The 15,172-nt window shown below is 70.6% G+C and carries 12 protein-coding genes; 2 read left to right on the top strand and 10 right to left on the bottom strand.

The window, feature by feature from the left end; genetic code table 11:
• Window positions 1–15: 15 nt before the first annotated feature.
• The 4 genes from Q9S78_RS05280 to Q9S78_RS05265 are packed head-to-tail and all read right to left on the bottom strand — an operon-like array spanning window position 16 to window position 4,142.
• A complete protein-coding gene (locus Q9S78_RS05280; protein WP_311869688.1) occupies window positions 16–942 on the bottom strand; it encodes a glycoside hydrolase family 43 protein in 927 nt (308 codons plus the stop codon).
• Window positions 943–989: 47 nt separating this feature from the next.
• On the bottom strand, window positions 990–1,874 hold the full coding sequence (locus Q9S78_RS05275; protein WP_018186942.1) for a carbohydrate ABC transporter permease: 885 nt from the start codon (window positions 1,872–1,874) through the stop codon (window positions 990–992).
• On the bottom strand, window positions 1,871–2,851 hold the full coding sequence (locus Q9S78_RS05270) for a carbohydrate ABC transporter permease (protein ID WP_018186941.1): 981 nt from the start codon (window positions 2,849–2,851) through the stop codon (window positions 1,871–1,873). The genes Q9S78_RS05275 and Q9S78_RS05270 overlap by 4 nt, the downstream gene beginning before the upstream one ends.
• On the bottom strand, window positions 2,841–4,142 hold the full coding sequence (locus tag Q9S78_RS05265; protein WP_311869297.1) for an ABC transporter substrate-binding protein: 1,302 nt from the start codon (window positions 4,140–4,142) through the stop codon (window positions 2,841–2,843). The genes Q9S78_RS05270 and Q9S78_RS05265 overlap by 11 nt, the downstream gene beginning before the upstream one ends.
• Before the next feature lie 169 nt (window positions 4,143–4,311).
• Here Q9S78_RS05265 and Q9S78_RS05260 point away from each other — a divergent pair, with 169 nt between their 5' ends.
• Window positions 4,312–5,331 (top strand): LacI family DNA-binding transcriptional regulator, encoded by a 1,020-nt coding sequence (locus Q9S78_RS05260; protein WP_311869295.1) that lies wholly within the window; start codon window positions 4,312–4,314, stop codon window positions 5,329–5,331.
• A 48-nt stretch (window positions 5,332–5,379) separates the two neighbouring features.
• Window positions 5,380–7,191 carry a glycoside hydrolase family 2 protein gene (locus Q9S78_RS05255; protein WP_311869292.1) on the top strand — a complete coding sequence of 604 codons (1,812 nt, stop codon included), beginning with the start codon at window positions 5,380–5,382 and terminating at the stop codon, window positions 7,189–7,191.
• A 126-nt stretch (window positions 7,192–7,317) separates the two neighbouring features.
• Here the strand turns inward: Q9S78_RS05255 and Q9S78_RS05250 are convergent, their stop codons facing one another.
• Genes Q9S78_RS05250 through Q9S78_RS05225 form a run of 6 tightly spaced genes read right to left on the bottom strand, consistent with a single transcriptional unit; the run spans window position 7,318 to window position 15,168 of the window.
• Complete coding sequence (locus Q9S78_RS05250) at window positions 7,318–9,117, bottom strand: DEAD/DEAH box helicase (protein WP_020098110.1); 1,800 nt, start codon at window positions 9,115–9,117, stop codon at window positions 7,318–7,320.
• Window positions 9,118–9,159: 42 nt separating this feature from the next.
• Entirely contained in the window at window positions 9,160–10,509 is a 1,350-nt protein-coding gene (locus Q9S78_RS05245) for an AMP-binding protein (RefSeq protein ID WP_311869289.1), read from the bottom strand.
• Window positions 10,502–11,113, bottom strand: coding sequence for a phosphohydrolase (locus Q9S78_RS05240; protein WP_311869287.1), 612 nt, complete (start codon window positions 11,111–11,113; stop codon window positions 10,502–10,504). The genes Q9S78_RS05245 and Q9S78_RS05240 overlap by 8 nt, the downstream gene beginning before the upstream one ends.
• Window positions 11,106–12,968, bottom strand: coding sequence for a VWA domain-containing protein (locus Q9S78_RS05235; protein WP_311869285.1), 1,863 nt, complete (start codon window positions 12,966–12,968; stop codon window positions 11,106–11,108). The genes Q9S78_RS05240 and Q9S78_RS05235 overlap by 8 nt, the downstream gene beginning before the upstream one ends.
• On the bottom strand, window positions 12,965–13,600 hold the full coding sequence (locus Q9S78_RS05230; protein ID WP_311869283.1) for a potassium transporter Kef: 636 nt from the start codon (window positions 13,598–13,600) through the stop codon (window positions 12,965–12,967). Before Q9S78_RS05230 ends, Q9S78_RS05235 begins: the two co-directional genes overlap by 4 nt.
• The gene (locus Q9S78_RS05225; RefSeq protein WP_020098106.1) at window positions 13,597–15,168 is read right to left on the bottom strand and encodes an AAA family ATPase; all 1,572 of its coding nucleotides are present in this window, start codon (window positions 15,166–15,168) and stop codon (window positions 13,597–13,599) included. The genes Q9S78_RS05230 and Q9S78_RS05225 overlap by 4 nt, the downstream gene beginning before the upstream one ends.
• Window positions 15,169–15,172 lie beyond the last annotated feature (4 nt).

The raw sequence follows: 15,172 nt of genomic DNA, 5'->3' as shown, positions 1-15,172 counted from the left end.
CCGTCGGGGTGACCGTCAGCCGAGGTCGACGGCCACCCCGCCGGACGCGATGCGGATGGGCGCGACGTGCAGGCCTCGATAGATGTACTGCTCGTCCCAGCCGTGGAAGACGAGCACATCGCCGTCGGCGGTCGACACGACGTCCTGGCCTCCAGGGCCACGGAAGGCTCCGTCGCTGCCGGAGGTCGTCAGGATCGGCTCGGGCTGCTTCCGATACGGGCCCTCGAGCTCGTCCGACCAGGCCGCACCGACGGCGTACGAGTCGCCGCCGTAGTCGTTCGCCGAGTAGAGAAGGGCGTAGCCCCCGTCGCGGGCGACCAGGGTGGGTGCTTCGACGAGAGCCCCCTCCCACGGCTGGTCCTGCGCGAGGAGGGCGACGGGTGCGGCGGCCAGCGACAGCCCGTCGGCCGCCAACGGGGCCATCATGAGCCGTGTGTCGAGGGCGCAGCAGTTTCCGTCCGTTTTCCACAACAGGTAGCGGGTGCCGTCCGGGTCGTCGAAGGTGGCGGCGTCGATCGCGCCGCCCTCCTCGACGGGACACACGAGCGGCTCGTCGGATGCCGGGACGAAGGGCTCGTCGAGCGACGGCGCGACGGCGACGCCGATGCACTGCCGACCCGACGCAGCGTGCTCTGCGGTGACGTACATGACGTACTCCTCACCGAGAGCCGTCACCTCGGGCGCCCAGGTCCGCCCGGGTGACGCCCACGCCGGCAGCGTCGGCAGCGCATCGCGCCGTTCGACCGTCCAGCTCTCGAGGTCGGCCGACGTTGCGACGCGGATGTTCAATCCGTGGCTCCCGGTGGCGAACGCGGCGTACCCGGAATCGGTCGACACCACGTCGGGATCGGGGAAATCCTCGTCGAGCACGAAACCCGTTCCGGATGCCGAGCCCGCGGAGGGCGCCGGCGCGGACTGCGACGCGGCGCCGCAACCGCTCATCGCCAGCACCCCCACGATTGTGAACGCTGCCAGCTCTAGGGCGCGTCTCATCCCTTCACCGCCGCTCCGGCCACCGAATCGACGATCTGCCGCTGTGCGAAAGCAAAGAGGATGAGGACCGGAATCGAGGCGATCGCGGCGCCGGCCATGACGATGCCGAAGTGGGTTCGGAACGCGCCCTGAAGCATGGCGAGTCCGGGCTGGAGCGTCATGTTCTCGGGCGAGAGCAGGACGTACACGGGCCACAGGAAATCGTTCCAGTTGCCGAGGAAGGAGAGAACGGCCAGGGTCGCGAGAGCCGGCCGCGCGAGAGGGAGCGCGACCTGGAAGAAGATTCGGAAGTCCCCCGCACCGTCGATGCGGGCCGCCTCCTCGATCTCGGGAGGGATGCCGAGGAAGAACTGGCGGAGGAAGAAGACCCCGAAAGCGCTCGCCGCCCCCGGCACCGTGATCGCGAGGATCGAATCGAGCCACCCGAAGTTTTCGACCAGCAGGTAGTTCGGGATCAGGAAGACGACCGGCGGCACGAGCAAGGTCGCGATGATGAGACCGAAGACGATGTTCCGGCCGGCGAAATCGAGCCGGGCCAGGGCGTAGGCGGCCATCGACGCGGTGACCAGGATGAGTACGGTCTGCAGCGTCGCCGCGGCGAAGCTGTTCCAAAGCCAGAGGAAGATCGGCTGCTGACCGCTGAGCAGGAGCGTCTGGTAGGCCTCGAGCGAGGGCGGGGAAGGAAGGGCGTACGGGTTGCGGACGGCATCCGCGTCGGTCTTCACCGAGGTGAGCAGCATCCAGATGAGCGGGAAGATCACGACGAGCGCCAGGGCGCCGAGAACGGCGTATGCGGTGAGGTCCCCCGCTCGACGGGGGGATCGGCGGCGCACGGGGCGCGACGGCTTCGTCGTGGCGGGACGGACGGCGGTGTCGGTCATGAGGCGGCTTTCTCGCTGCGCTCGCGCTGCAGGCGGAAGTTGACGACGCTGATGATCGCCAGGAAGGCGAAGAGCACGTAGCTCATCGCCGAGGCCGGCGCCATGTTGTTCTGGGACAGGCCCTGGTCGGCGATGTACATGATCGCGGTGCGGGTCTCGTTGCCGGGACCACCGTTCGTCAACAGGAACGACTGTCCGAACATGTTCGCCGAGGCGAGGATCGTCGTCGTCGTGATAAAGATCATGACTGGGCGCAGTCCGGGCAGCGTCACACTGAAGAACGTGCGGGCGGCTCCCGCGCCGTCAAGCGCCGCGGCCTCATAGAGGTCGGTGTTGATGCCCTTGAGACCGGCCAGGAAGATGACGGTGTTGAGCCCCGCGGTCCACCAGACGGTGACACCGACCAGCGAGACCCACACCCAGGGCGTGTCGACCACCCATGGAGTGTCGCTCGGCAGGCCGAACAGCCCAAGCAGGTGGTTCAGGATGCCGGACTGCGTGTCGAAGACGTAGCTCCAGATCACGCCGACGATCGCGACACCGAGCACGTACGGCGCGAAGAAAACGGTTCGGAAGAAGGTGGCTCCCCGCAGCTTGCGGTTCAGGAGGACGGCGATGAACAGCGGCACGACCACGAGGAACGGGACGCTCAGGACGACGAACAGCCCCGTCGCCCGCATCGAGTTCCAGAAGTCCGCCGACGTGGTCGAGCCCGCGGTGAAGAGGTCGAGGTAGTTCTTCAGGCCGATGAAATCCTGACTGTCGCGGAACGGGGACCAGTTGGTGAGGCTGATCCACACGCCGAACACGGCCGGCACGATGACGAACGTGACGAACAACGCCAGGAACGGTGCGAGGAACAGGTAAGCGATGAGGGTGCGCCGACGGCGCGCGGCCGGACGACGGCCACGACCGCCCGGCCGACCGACGATGCGGTCGGCCGGGACGGCCGTCGTGGCGGCGAGGTCACTCGCCATACTTCTGCTGGTTCTGTTCGATGATCGCGTCCGCCTTCGCCTTCGCATCGTCGAGCGCAGCCTGCGGCGTCTTCTTGCCGGTCAGCGCCTCATTGATCGCGGTGGTGATGAGCGCGTTGGCCTCGTTGATGCCGGGCGACACGGTCTCATAGTGGGCGTAATCGAGCTGTTCCATGAACGGCTCGAGGTTGGGGTACTTCTCGAGGATGGCCGGGTCCTCGCGGACCGTGTTGGCCGCGGGGAGCTCGCCCGTCTCCGCCCAGCCGGCCGAGTTGTCGTTCATCCACTTCACGAAGGTCGCGGCGGCCGAGGTCTCGTCAGCGCTCTGTCCCTTGTTCGCGGGGAAAACCCAGTGCGTCGAGCTCGACCAGACGGCCTTCTCGTCGCCGATCTGCGGCACCGAGGCGGCTGCCCAATCGAGGTCGCCGAAGGCGGTGTTGGTGGTCTGCCACACGCCGTTCCAGTTGAAGGCGGTGTCGCCGGCGAGGAGCGCCTTGATGTTGCCGTCCTGCGCGACGTTCTTCGGGCTGTAGCCCTTGTCGACGAGGTCGGTCATCCAGGTGAGCGCCTTGGCCCCGGCATCCGAGTTGAAGGTCGCCTCGGTCACGTCGTCGTTGTACAGATCGCCGCCGAACTGCCAGAGCAGGCTCTGGAACTCGAACGTCCCCGTGAAGACGTAGCCGTCGACCCACTCGCCCTGGACGCCGGCCGCCTTCAGCTTCTCGAGCGCGTCGAGGTAGCCCTGACGGTCCGTCGGCACCTCGGTGAGGTCGGCCTTCTTCATGACGTCCTTGTTCGCGAACATCCCGAGCGGCGTGACGCTCCACGGCACGGCGTACTGCGCGTCGCGGAAGTCCCCCATCCCGAACACGTCGGGCGGGAAGTCGCCCTCGCTGTAACCGAGCCCGTCGATGATCTCGTCGGCGGGCTGCAGCAGGTTCTGCGCGGCGTACGTCGCCAGGTCGTCGCCGTGGAGGACGGCGACATCGGGCCCCTTGCCCGCTTTTACCGCGAGCGGCATCTTCGAGTTGATGTCCGCCCATTCCTGGGGGACGTTCTTGACCTTGATGTTGTCGTGCTCGGCGTTGAACTTGTCGATCAGCTTGGGGACGATGGTCGGCGCGGCGCCGCCCGTCCAGCCGTGCCAGAAGGTGACTTCGACGGCGGGACCGTCGTAGTCCTCGCCCGACACCCCGCCCTCGCTGGAGTTCGTTGCCCCGCAGGCGCTGAGTGTGACGACGAGCGCCGAGGCGACGCCGAGACCGAGGCCCCGCGAAAGTCGCGTAGTCATGTGGTTGCTCTCCTTTGAGTACTCCCCGCCCGGAAGCTCGGGCGCGCTGTGTGAGTGTCGTCGAACTTACAGCGCTAGAAATTTGGTGTCAACGGGCTCGGCCACCGCCTGCCGGAGCGAACCGGGCGAGCGCTGTACTGTGGCCCGCGAGCCGTTGAAGGGAATCTCCATGCGAGGACCGCGCCTACAGGACGTCGCAGAACGGGCGGGCGTGTCGATGAAGACCGTTTCCAACGTCGTCCGCAACCACCCACACGTCTCGGCCGCGATGCGCGAGCGAGTTCAGCGGGCGATCGACGAACTCGGCTACCGGCCCAACGTCGTCGCCCGACGCTTGGCCACCGGGCGAACGGGTTTCGTCGCCGTCGCCTTCGCCGATGTCGCGATCCCCTATTTCGCCGAACTCGCGCACGTGGCGTCGCGACGGGCCCGGGATTTCGACTACCGCGTGCTCCTCGAAGAGACCGACGACACGATCGAGGGCGAGCGCGCCCTCATCGCGAGCTCCGAGGCGGGCCTCGTCGACGGCATGCTCTTCCAGCCGTCGAAGATGAGCCCCTCCGAGATCGCCCAGCATCGTTCGCAGATCCCCATCGTGCTCCTCGGCGAGATGCCTGCGCCCCTGACGATGGACCACGTCATGATCGACAACGTGGCCGCAGCGCGCGAGATCACGACACACCTGCTGGATTCAGGAAGGCGACGGATCGGCTTCGTCGGCCACGAGACGACGTCCCTCAGCGAGACGTCCCGCCAGCGCATCCTCGGATACCAGGAAGCCCTGACGGGGGCGGGCGTCCGGGCCGACCCGCGGATGCTCGTGGCCACAGCATCCATAGATGCCGCCGACACGGCGGCCGCGGTGCGTCAGGCACTGAGCGACGGGTGGGATGTCGACGCGGTCGTGTGCCGCGACGACCTCGCCGCGATGGGCACCCTCCGAGCCTTGCACGAGCGCGGGATCCGCGTGCCGGAGGACGTGGCGGTGACCGGGTGGGACGACACACGCCTCAGCGCCGTCACGTTCCCGAGCCTGACGAGCGTCAGTCCCGACGTCGATGCACTGTTCACCCGTGCCATGGAGCTTCTCCTAGAGCGGATCGCGGGGTATGACGGCGCAGGGCGGCATGAGATCGCCCCCCATCGGATCGCCATCCGCGAGAGCGCGCCGTCGATCCCTGCACCCTGAACGGGCCCATCGAACCTTCCAGGTTTACAGCGCTGCACAGCATGAGGCATGCTGGACGCCATGATCGATGACGACCGCGGCGCCGTGCGTGCCAGCACGCAAGACGGCACCTACCCCCGGCCCCAGCTCGTCCGGTCGACATGGGCAGACCTGAGCGGCTCGTGGGCCTTCGCCCACGACGACGCCGACGGGGGCGTCGCCTCTGGGTGGCCGGCATCCGGGGTCGCCCAACGGGACATCGTCGTCCCGTTCCCGCCCGAGTCGTCCGCGTCGGGCGTCGGGGACACCGGGATGCACCCGATCGTCTGGTACTCCCGCGACCTCACCGACGCCGACCTGCGGGCCGCCGGTCACGAGTCGGGCCGGCGCCTCCTCCTGCACTTCGGAGCCGTCGACTACCGCTGCGACGTCTGGGTCGACGGATCACTCGTCGGTTCGCACGAGGGAGGTCACACGCCGTTCGTCCTCGATGTGACCCGCGCTGCACGCTCGGGGTCCCGTGTGGTCGTCCGCGTCGAGGACGACCCGCTCGACATCGCTCAGCCCCGCGGAAAGCAGGACTGGCGCGAGGATCCCCACGTCATCTGGTACCACCGGACGACCGGGATCTGGCAACCGGTGTGGCTCGAGAGCGTGCCACCCCTCCACGTCACCGGGCTCCGATGGACGACGGACCCGCGCGCCGGGATCGTCACGGTCGACCTCGAACTATCCGCTCGACCCCGGTCAGGGACGGATGCCGCGATCTCCCTCTCGTTCGCGGGACGTACGCTCGCGACGGTCCGCGCCGTCGTCACCGAGAACGAGGCGACCGTCGTCCTGCCCATCGCCGAGCTCCGCAACGGCCAGGCCTACGAGGAGTTGCTGTGGTCGCCCGAGCATCCGCGCCTCATCGACGCCGAGGTGCGGGTCGGTGACGACGTCGTCGCCTCGTACCTCGGCATCCGCACCGCTCACGTCGCGCGCGGACGGTTCTGGCTCAACGACCGTCCCTACTATGTGCGCTCCGTGCTCAACCAGGGGTACTGGCCCGAGTCGCACCTGGCCGCACCGTCGGCGGCTGCCCTGCGAGAGGAGGCGGAGCTCATCCTGTCGATGGGCTTCAACGCGACGCGGGTGCACCAGAAGTTCGAGGATCCGCGCTTCCTCCTCGCCGCCGACCAACTGGGTCTGCTCGTTTGGGGCGAGGCGCCCGGCACCTACACGTTCACGCAGACCGCCATCGAGCGCACGACGCGCGAGTGGCTCGAGGTCGTTCGCCGCGACGCATCCCACCCGTCGATCGTCACGTGGGTGCCGCTCAACGAGAGCTGGGGTGTGCAGCACATCGCGACGGATCCGCGGATGCAGCACTTCGCCCGCGCTCTCGTGGCGCTCACGAAGGCCCTCGACCCGACCCGGCCCGTCGTGTCGAACGACGGCTGGGAGCAGGTCGACACCGACATCGTCGCGATCCACGACTACGAGTGGCGGCCCGAGGTCGTGCGGGAGCGGTATGCGACGGATGCCGGCATCCGTCGCCTCATCGACGCGACCGGACCGGCGGGTCGCGACCTGGTCCTCGGCGGCGACGTGTCGGATGCGCCCGTCATGCTCACCGAGTTCGGCGGCATCTCGTTCGACACCGCCGCGGCCGAGGGTGCCTGGGGCTACTCCTCCGCGACCTCGCCCGACGACTTCGCGGAACGCTTCGAGGGGCTCATGGCAGCCGTCCATGCGAGCGAGGCACTCGCGGGCTTCTGCTACACCCAGCTCGCCGACACCCTGCAGGAGACGAACGGCCTCGTGACCGACGACCGCACGCCGAAGATCCCGATCGACCGCATCCGCGCGGCGATCATCGGGAGCCACGCCGGCTGAGGTGGGGCGCCCGGTGAGCCGTCAGCGGATGCAATAGTTTCGGCACGACACGCCGCGGCATCCGGCCCGCGCACGGCGCGTCGCCCGCGATCCATTGCATCCGCGAACGGTCAGCGGCGGATGCCGTCAGTCGCGGCCGTGGCGGGGCTTGCGCTCCGGGCGGTCGTCGTACGAGCGCTTCGGCCGGTCGTCGAACGAGCGCTGCGGGCGCTCGCCACCGGGACGGCCGCGGTCGGGGCGGATCTCGATGAGCTGGCCCGAGATGCGGGTGCCGCTCAGACGGTCGAGGACCGACGAGTCCATCGACGTCGGCAGCTCGACGAGCGAGAAGTCGGGCCGGATCGTGATCGCGCCGAAGTCGTCACGGCCGAGGCCGCCCTCGTTCGCGAGCGCGCCGACGATCTGACGCGGCTCGACACGGTGACGACGGCCGACCGCGATGCGGTACGTCGTGAAGTCGCCCTTGCCGCGACGCTCGCGCGGAGCGTCGGAACGCTCGCGCGCCGGACGGTCCTTGCTGCGGTTGCCACGGTCGGCGTCGGCGGCCAGCGTCTTCGCGAGCTGGTCGGATGCGGGGTCGAGGAGCAGCGGCGTCTCGCCCTGTGCCACGACGGCGAGGGCGGCGGCGACATCCTGCTCGGGCACGTCGTGGTTGCGGACGTAGTGCGCGATGACGTCGCGGAACCCGGTGATGCGGTCGGTCTCGGCGAGCGCGGCGGTGATCGCGTCGTCGAAGCGGGCGAGTCGCGTCGAGTTGATGTCCTCGGTGGTCGGCAGGTGCATCTGCGTGGGCGCCTGACGCGTCGCGCGCTCGATGTGCGCGAGCAGGTAGCGCTCGCGGGGCGTCACGAAGCTGATCGCGTCCCCCTTGCGGCCGGCACGGCCGGTGCGGCCGATACGGTGCACGTACGACTCGGTGTCGGTCGGGATGTCGAAGTTCACGACGTGGCTGATGCGCTCCACGTCGAGACCACGAGCGGCGACGTCGGTCGCGACGAGGATGTCGAGCTTGCCGTCCTTGAGCTGAGAGATCGACCGCTCACGCTGCGGCTGCGGGATGTCGCCGTTGATGGGTGCGGCGCTGAATCCGCGGGCGCGGAGCTTCTCGGCCAGGGTCTCGGTCTCGTTCTTCGTGCGGACGAAGATGATCATCCCGTCGAAGTCCTCGACCTCGAGGATCCGGGTGAGCGCGTCGACCTTCTGCTGGTACGACACGATCAGGTAGCGCTGCGTGATGTTCGTGTTGGTGGAGGTCTTGGTCTTGACCGTGATCTCCTCCGGGTCGCGAAGGTACTGCTGCGCGAGACGACGGATCGACGGCGGCATCGTCGCGGAGAACAGGGCGACCTGCTTCTCGGCGGGCGTCTTCGCCAGGATCTGCTCGACGTCCTCGGCGAACCCCATCTTCAGCATCTCGTCGGCCTCGTCGAGGACGAGGTTCTTGAGCTGCGAGAGGTCGAGGGTGCCCTTCTCGAGGTGGTCCATGATGCGGCCGGGGGTGCCGACGACGATGTGCACGCCGCGGCGGAGGGCCGACAGCTGCACGCCGTAGCCCTGCCCGCCGTAGACGGGGAGGACGTGGACGCCCTTCATGCGGGCGGCGTAGGACTCGAACGCCTCGCACACCTGGAGCGCGAGCTCGCGGGTAGGGGCGAGAACGAGCGCCTGCGGAGTCTTCTGGGTCAGATCCAGGTTCTCCATGATGGGAAGGGCGAATGCGGCGGTCTTGCCGGTACCGGTCTGCGCCATGCCGACGACGTCGCGGCCGCCGAGGAGGACGGGGATGGTCGCGGCCTGGATCGCGGAGGGCGTCTCGTAGCCGAGGTCCTTGATGGCGGCGAGGACGGGACCGGTCAAACCGAGTTCATCGAAGCCGGGGAGGGCGGGGGTTTCAGCGGATTCGGTCGGGGTCTGGGGGTCACTCACCTATCCACCGTAGTGGAGTGGGCTGAGAAGCGCCCGGGCCGGTCAGCCGGCGGCGCTGCGGTAGCGCCGCGGCTTGCCCTCGCCGAGCTCGATGAGCCGCTCGTACCGCCGCACGTCGACGTCCCGACCGAGCAGCGCCGACAGGACGCGCTCGACGGCATCCGCGTCGCCGCCGACGATCCGCGCGTCGATGCTCCCGTCCGCCGCCTGCTCGATGCTCCACCCCCGAGCCCCGTGGGTCTGCAACTGCTGGGTGAGGTCGACGCATGGGATCCGCCGGCCGTCGGTGGCGAGGAACACGGTGTTCTCCCGCCCCTCGAGGTCCGCGATGCCGATCCCGCCGTCGGCGAAGCGCACAAGCCGTCCGGTGTCACCGGTGCGGTAGCGGACGAGCGGCAGCAGCGGGTTCTCCCCCGCCGTCACCGTGATCTCCCCCACCGCACCCTCGGGCACCACGGTTCCCTCTGCGTCGAGGACCTCGACGTGCACGCGCCGGTCGAGCACACGGAACGGTCCGTCGTCCGTGCGGACGGCGATCGGCCGGGTCTCGTGCAGACCGTAGACGTCGAAGACGGGGCATCCGTAGGCCTCTTCGAGGTCGGCGCGGAGCGGCCCCGAGATCGCCATGGCGCCCGAGAACAGCGCGAGCGGATGCAGGACGCCCCGCAGCTCGGGCTGGAGCAACTCGGCGAGGCTCGTCGGGTGCCCCGCGATCACCTGGGGATCGGCGTCGCGCAGGAACGCGACACGGTCGCCCGATCGCCGCCACGCGCCGGTGTCGAGGTTCAGACGCGCCATCGCCCGGTGCGCGAACCCGCTCACGAGCGAGACGTACGTGAACGCCTGCCGCTGGAAGACGACGGATGCCACGGCGAGCCGCTCGCCGTCCGGAGACCAGTCGATCCCCTGCGCCCGGACGAGCGAGACCATGAGGTGGAAGCCGCGGGCGACCTCTTCGACGTCGTCGGGGATGAGGAGGGCGGCGCCGGTCGACCCCGAGCTCGTGCCGTGCAGCATCCGGTCGAGGTCCGCGTCGAGCGGGACGAACGTGGCGAGGTCGTCGACGAGGTGCTGCCGCGTGATCGGCGGGAAGTCCGTGAGCGCGGCGAGGTCGCCGAGTCCCCGGTACGCGAGCAGGTTCCGCGCCGCCCCGAGGTGCTCCTCGAGCCAGCCGTCCGTCGGCAGCGGCCGGCGGGTGCGCTCGACCATCTCGGCCGTCAGCCGGTCGCCGGTCGCGTGGACCCAGTCGGGTGCGGCAGGATGCCGGCGCCACCGGCGCAGGCGTGCGGCACCGGCGGCATCCATCGTCGGCCACCGTTCCGCGTCGGTCAGGACCGCCGCCGAGCCCGGGGCGTATTCGGCGAGCGCGAGTGAGTCGTCGGGATCACTCACTCGAGTACCTCGCGGCCGCCTCCTTCGCCCGCGCCTCGGCGAGCCGGCGGGCGATCTCGTCGCGGTGGCGGTGCGCCGCGTACGCCTGCGCGAGCGCCGCGTTCCGGCGCAGGGAATCGCGTGCCTCGAGCAGGCTGCGGGCGGTGGCGACGTCCTCGCCCGCGGGCCGCAGTCCCGCCCACAGGAGGAACGTGCGGACCGCCTCCTCGCGGCGCTCGTCGTCCGACAGCCACTCCCAGGGGTCGACGACCGGGGCGAGACGGAGCGCGAGGGCGTCGACGGCGCGACCGATGCCGGGAGCCGCGGCCACCGAGGGTGCGAACGGTTCGACGAGGTCCTCGCTCGCGACGAGCCAGAGGCCGATCGCCGCCCCGCGGCGCACCCTGTCGTCGTCCTCGTGGGCCGTGGCGAGCAGCCGCGGACGGAGCACGTCGCCGGCGAGTGCGACGACCGAGACGCGCGCATCGAGGAAGGAGCGCGGGACGCTCGCCATCCGTGCCGCGACCGCAGCGACAGAAGGACCCGGAACGGTCGCCTCCCACGCGCGGTCCTCGGGTGGGGCCGATGCCGACCACGCCGACAGCAGTTCTTCGGACTCAGCCATGGAGCGCCTCCGCCAATCGGGCGCACGCGGCGGGTGCGTCGTCCATCGTCTGGACGTGCAGGACGTCGTACCCGGCTGCCGCGGCCTGCGCATCGACGCGCGTCGAGCGCGTCGAGAGCAGGAGGGTCGCCGTCGTCAGCATCGGCCGCACACGCGCGGCGACGTCGGCGTACTCCGCATTGCCGTCGCCGAACATCGACACGAGACCGTCGTCGGAGAGGACGAGGAGGTGCCGCCGCTCATCCGGTGCGGGTGGGCGGAGCCCGGCGTAGCGACGCTCGAGCAGGTCGAGGGGGAAGGTCGTGCCGCCGCCGAAGAAGAACGCGAGGTCGCGGACGACGCCGCCGACCGTCCGCTGGTAGTCCTCGGAGCCGGCGACCTGGCCCGGCCCCGAGAAGCTCGTGACGCGCACGCGGCCCCCGCCGCGGAGCACCGACAGCGCGACGATCATGCCGGCGAGGACCGCCGACGATCCGCGGCCCGGCCGCGGCATGGAGCCCGACGAGTCGATGAAGACGTCGAGCGCGATGCTCGCCTCACGCGGCGTCGGCTCGTCGGGCAGGAACGATCGCCGACGCGTCGTGACCCCGGGGAGGACGGTGGCCCCGGCCTGCAGGGTCGCGGGCAGGTCGAGGTCGGCGAGGTCGTCGCCCGTCTCCCAGACCTCGAGCGGACCCGGCAGCTCCGGAGCGGGGACCGCTGGCATCCGCTGCGTCAACGGTCGCACCCACGGGGCAGCCTCCGCGCGGTACCAGGCGGCCATGACCTCGTCCGGGTCGCTCGCCCCGTACAGCGCGAGCGTGCGGGCCAGCCCGAGCGCCTGGCCGTTACCGTCGCCGACGCCGGTTCCCTCGCCGGCCTCGCCGATCGCGCCCGGACCGCTCGACCCGGGGTGGGCCGGGATGCCGCCGTGCAACCGGCGGTCGGAGAGGATGCGGCCGAGCTCCTCGGCGGTCACCGGCGCGTCGTCGGCGGCGCAGCCCTCGCCGTGGCCCGGCCCGGCCGGCGGTGTCCGTCGCGACGACCGCTGCCGCTCCACGATGTAGGGCGCCGTGAGCACCCCGAACCGCATCGCCCCGAGCACCGGATCGTGCGCGAAGGAGCGCACGACGCCGGCGAGCTGGTCGGCATCCGCCTCGGGACGCGTCGTGATCGCTCCCGTGAGCTCGGCGGCGATGCGCTCGCGCTCGCGACGCGCTTCGCGGAGCGCGCGTTCCTGCTCGCGGTGCTTCTCGGGGATCTCCTCCCACGGTGCGTCGGAGCGTCCGCGCGGCAGAGCCGGTGGGGCCGGAGCCGGCGGCGCGGGCGGGCAGAGTCGCCCGGCGGGGAGGCCCCAGACGAGTTCGAAGGTCCGCAGGTAGACCCACCAGAGGCGATCGGCGCTTTCGGGCGCGGGGAGCGTCGCCTGCACGAGTCGCACGATCCCGACCGGCTCCGTGTCGCCGCGGCGGCGTTGCAGCAGCGCGACCCGGGCGTTGACGAGCAGGTCGGTCCAGAGGTTCGACAGGAGCGCGAGGTCGTCCGCCGTGACCGGGTCCGCCCCCGCGGCGGCGAGTGCGCGGGCGAGCTGATGGCGGATCTTCAGCGAATCCATCCGGGTGGCCGGGGCGAGGACGTGATGGCCGATCTCATGGGCGAACAGGCTCTCGGCCTCGTGTCCGACGCCCCACGTGCGGATCATGTCGGGGTCGACGGTCACCGACGGCGGGAACGAGAACCAGGCAGCGGTGCCCTTCGCGGCGCCCTCACCCGGTGCGAGACGCACGTCGCGCAGGTGCACACCCCAGAGCCCGAGGGCGCTCTCCCACGCCTCCCGCGTCCCACCCTCCAGCGCGACCGTCGCCGGGGCGCTCACGCGGCATCCCGCACGTGGACCCAGGCGAGGTAGGAATCGGGGAACAGCACGATGCTCGCCGCTCCCCCGGCCGCCGCCTCGGGCGCGACGTCGAGAGCACGCAGCCGCGATCCCCACGCGTCGGCGTCGAGGCGCCACCACTGCTCGCCCGTCCGGACGCCGAAGGCTCCCGGGTCGCCGAGCGGAGCCGCCTCGACAGGCGGTGCGATCCACGCCCCGCCGAGGCCGGCGAAGCCGCCGACGGCGCATACGTAGCCGCGGGATGCCGCCCGCCCCGGCCACCAGAACCGGTCGTCCCGCTGCGCCTCGAGGAACGCGTCGAGGTCGGCGGAATCGAGCCCGAGGGCTGCGGCCGCGGCATCCGGATGCGTCTGCGACAGCCGTGCGACACGCTGCAGGGCGTCGTCCCGGAACGCGAGGGCACCGGCTCGCCAGGCGGCGACACCGGCGAGGTCGACGGCGTCGACGTCGGATGCCGCGGCGAACCCGGCGGCGAACGACGCCGCGAAGCGTGCGGGGTCACCCCCGGCTGCCGCCGTGTTCCGGGCGGCGAGATCGACGTCGAGGCCCTCGACGTGCGGCATCGGCGCGGACGGGGGCGCAGCCGCGAGGTGCCCGGGACGCCGGATCACGCGCGGCGCTCCGCCCACCGCAGGTAGGCCGTGTAGCGCTGGTGGAGGTACTTGAGCGTCACGAGGTCGTCGAAGTCGCGGCCGTAGACCTTGCCCGTCGCCGCGATCGCGCGGATGCGCGCTTCGATCTCGGTGAGGCGGCGCGACGCGTCCACAGCGCTGACGCCGTCGAGCCCGCGGTCGAGGTCGGCCAGCAGCGTCCGGACCGGATCGTCCTGCCCGCGGCCGAGCGCCTCGTACTGCCGGCACGACTCCGCGAACATGTCGCTCAGCCAGCTCGACAGGTCGGTGGCGAGCTCGCGTTCGGCGCCGACGTCGAACCGCGGATGCGTCGGGTTCGGCAGCAGCTTGCCACGCAGGACGAACGGCAGGATCGCGGCGACGTCGGCGATTTCGACCGTCGGCCGGCCGCGGAACCACGCCATCGCCTTCGCGTAGAGGATGAGCGTCTGGAGAGCCCGGACCGACGGCCCGTTGATCGTCTGGGCGCCGAGGTCCGCGGTGAGGTCGGCGCCGGAGTTCGACTCGATGACCTCGGGCACCCGGCCGCCGGCCGTCGTGACGGTGTCCTTCGTCCGGTACTCGAACCGCCGCCCGCCACCCTGGACGAACTCGAAGTGGCTGAAGAAGAACTCCAGGCGGCGACGCACGGCGTCGGGAACGGGCACCGCCCGCACCTCGTCGCGCATCCGACGCTGCTCGTCGCCGTCGAAGACGAGCTCGTCGGGGACGTGCTCCTCCGGCTTCTCGCCCGCCTCGACGCGGGCGACGAGCTCGTCGAAGAACCGACTGTTGAACCCCGCCGCCGGGACGGTGACGTCCATGCGGTCGCGGAGCGCCTGGATGACGGGGAACGTCCCGCCGCCGGCGTCGTCGTTGGCGGTGAAGAACCAGCTCTCGACGCCCGACTCCGGCGCCGTCCGCCGCATCTGGTCGTGGCTCTCGACATACCCCTCGGCGACCATCGTCAGGAGCGCGGACTGGGTCTTGGTCGGGATGCGGTTGTACTCGTCGACGATCTTCACGGGGCGCGTGAGCCACTCGCGCCACGCGATGCCGATCTCGGCGAGTGAACCCGCCTGCACGAGGTCGCGCGGCAGCGGGATGCCGACGAGGTCGCTGATCGTGAGCTGCGGCTGCCCCTGCTGCACGCCGCGGCGCACCTCCTCGGCGGTCGACCCCGAGAGGACGCCCATGAGGACGGCGACGGTCGTCTTGCCGCGGCCGGGTCCGCCGATCAGCAGGCACTTGCCACCGACGACGAACGACAGGAGCGGGAGGAGGACGTTCGATGAGAAGGACGGCTGGGTCGGCAGAGAGATCTCCGCCCCGGCATCCCCCACCCCGAAGGTCAGCGGATCGCCGTCGGAGAACTCGATGTCGTAATAGGGCGAGATGACGGCACGGTTGACAATCCAGTAGTAGGCGCGACGGGCCTTCTCATCGAGCGCGGGCGCCTCGGCGCGGCCGGGTGCGCGGAAGAGATCCTCCGCGGTGAGCGGTGCGACACCGGCATCCGCTGCGCTCGTCGTGGGTGATTCCGAGAGCTTGTGCCAGCGGTCCGCCATCGCG

It is taken from the genome of Microbacterium aquilitoris (genome assembly GCF_031932285.1).
GTDB classification, from domain to species: Bacteria; Actinomycetota; Actinomycetes; order Actinomycetales; family Microbacteriaceae; genus Microbacterium; species Microbacterium aquilitoris.
Note: the sequence above shows the minus strand (reverse complement) of the source record. Positions and strands in the feature narration are given on the sequence as shown.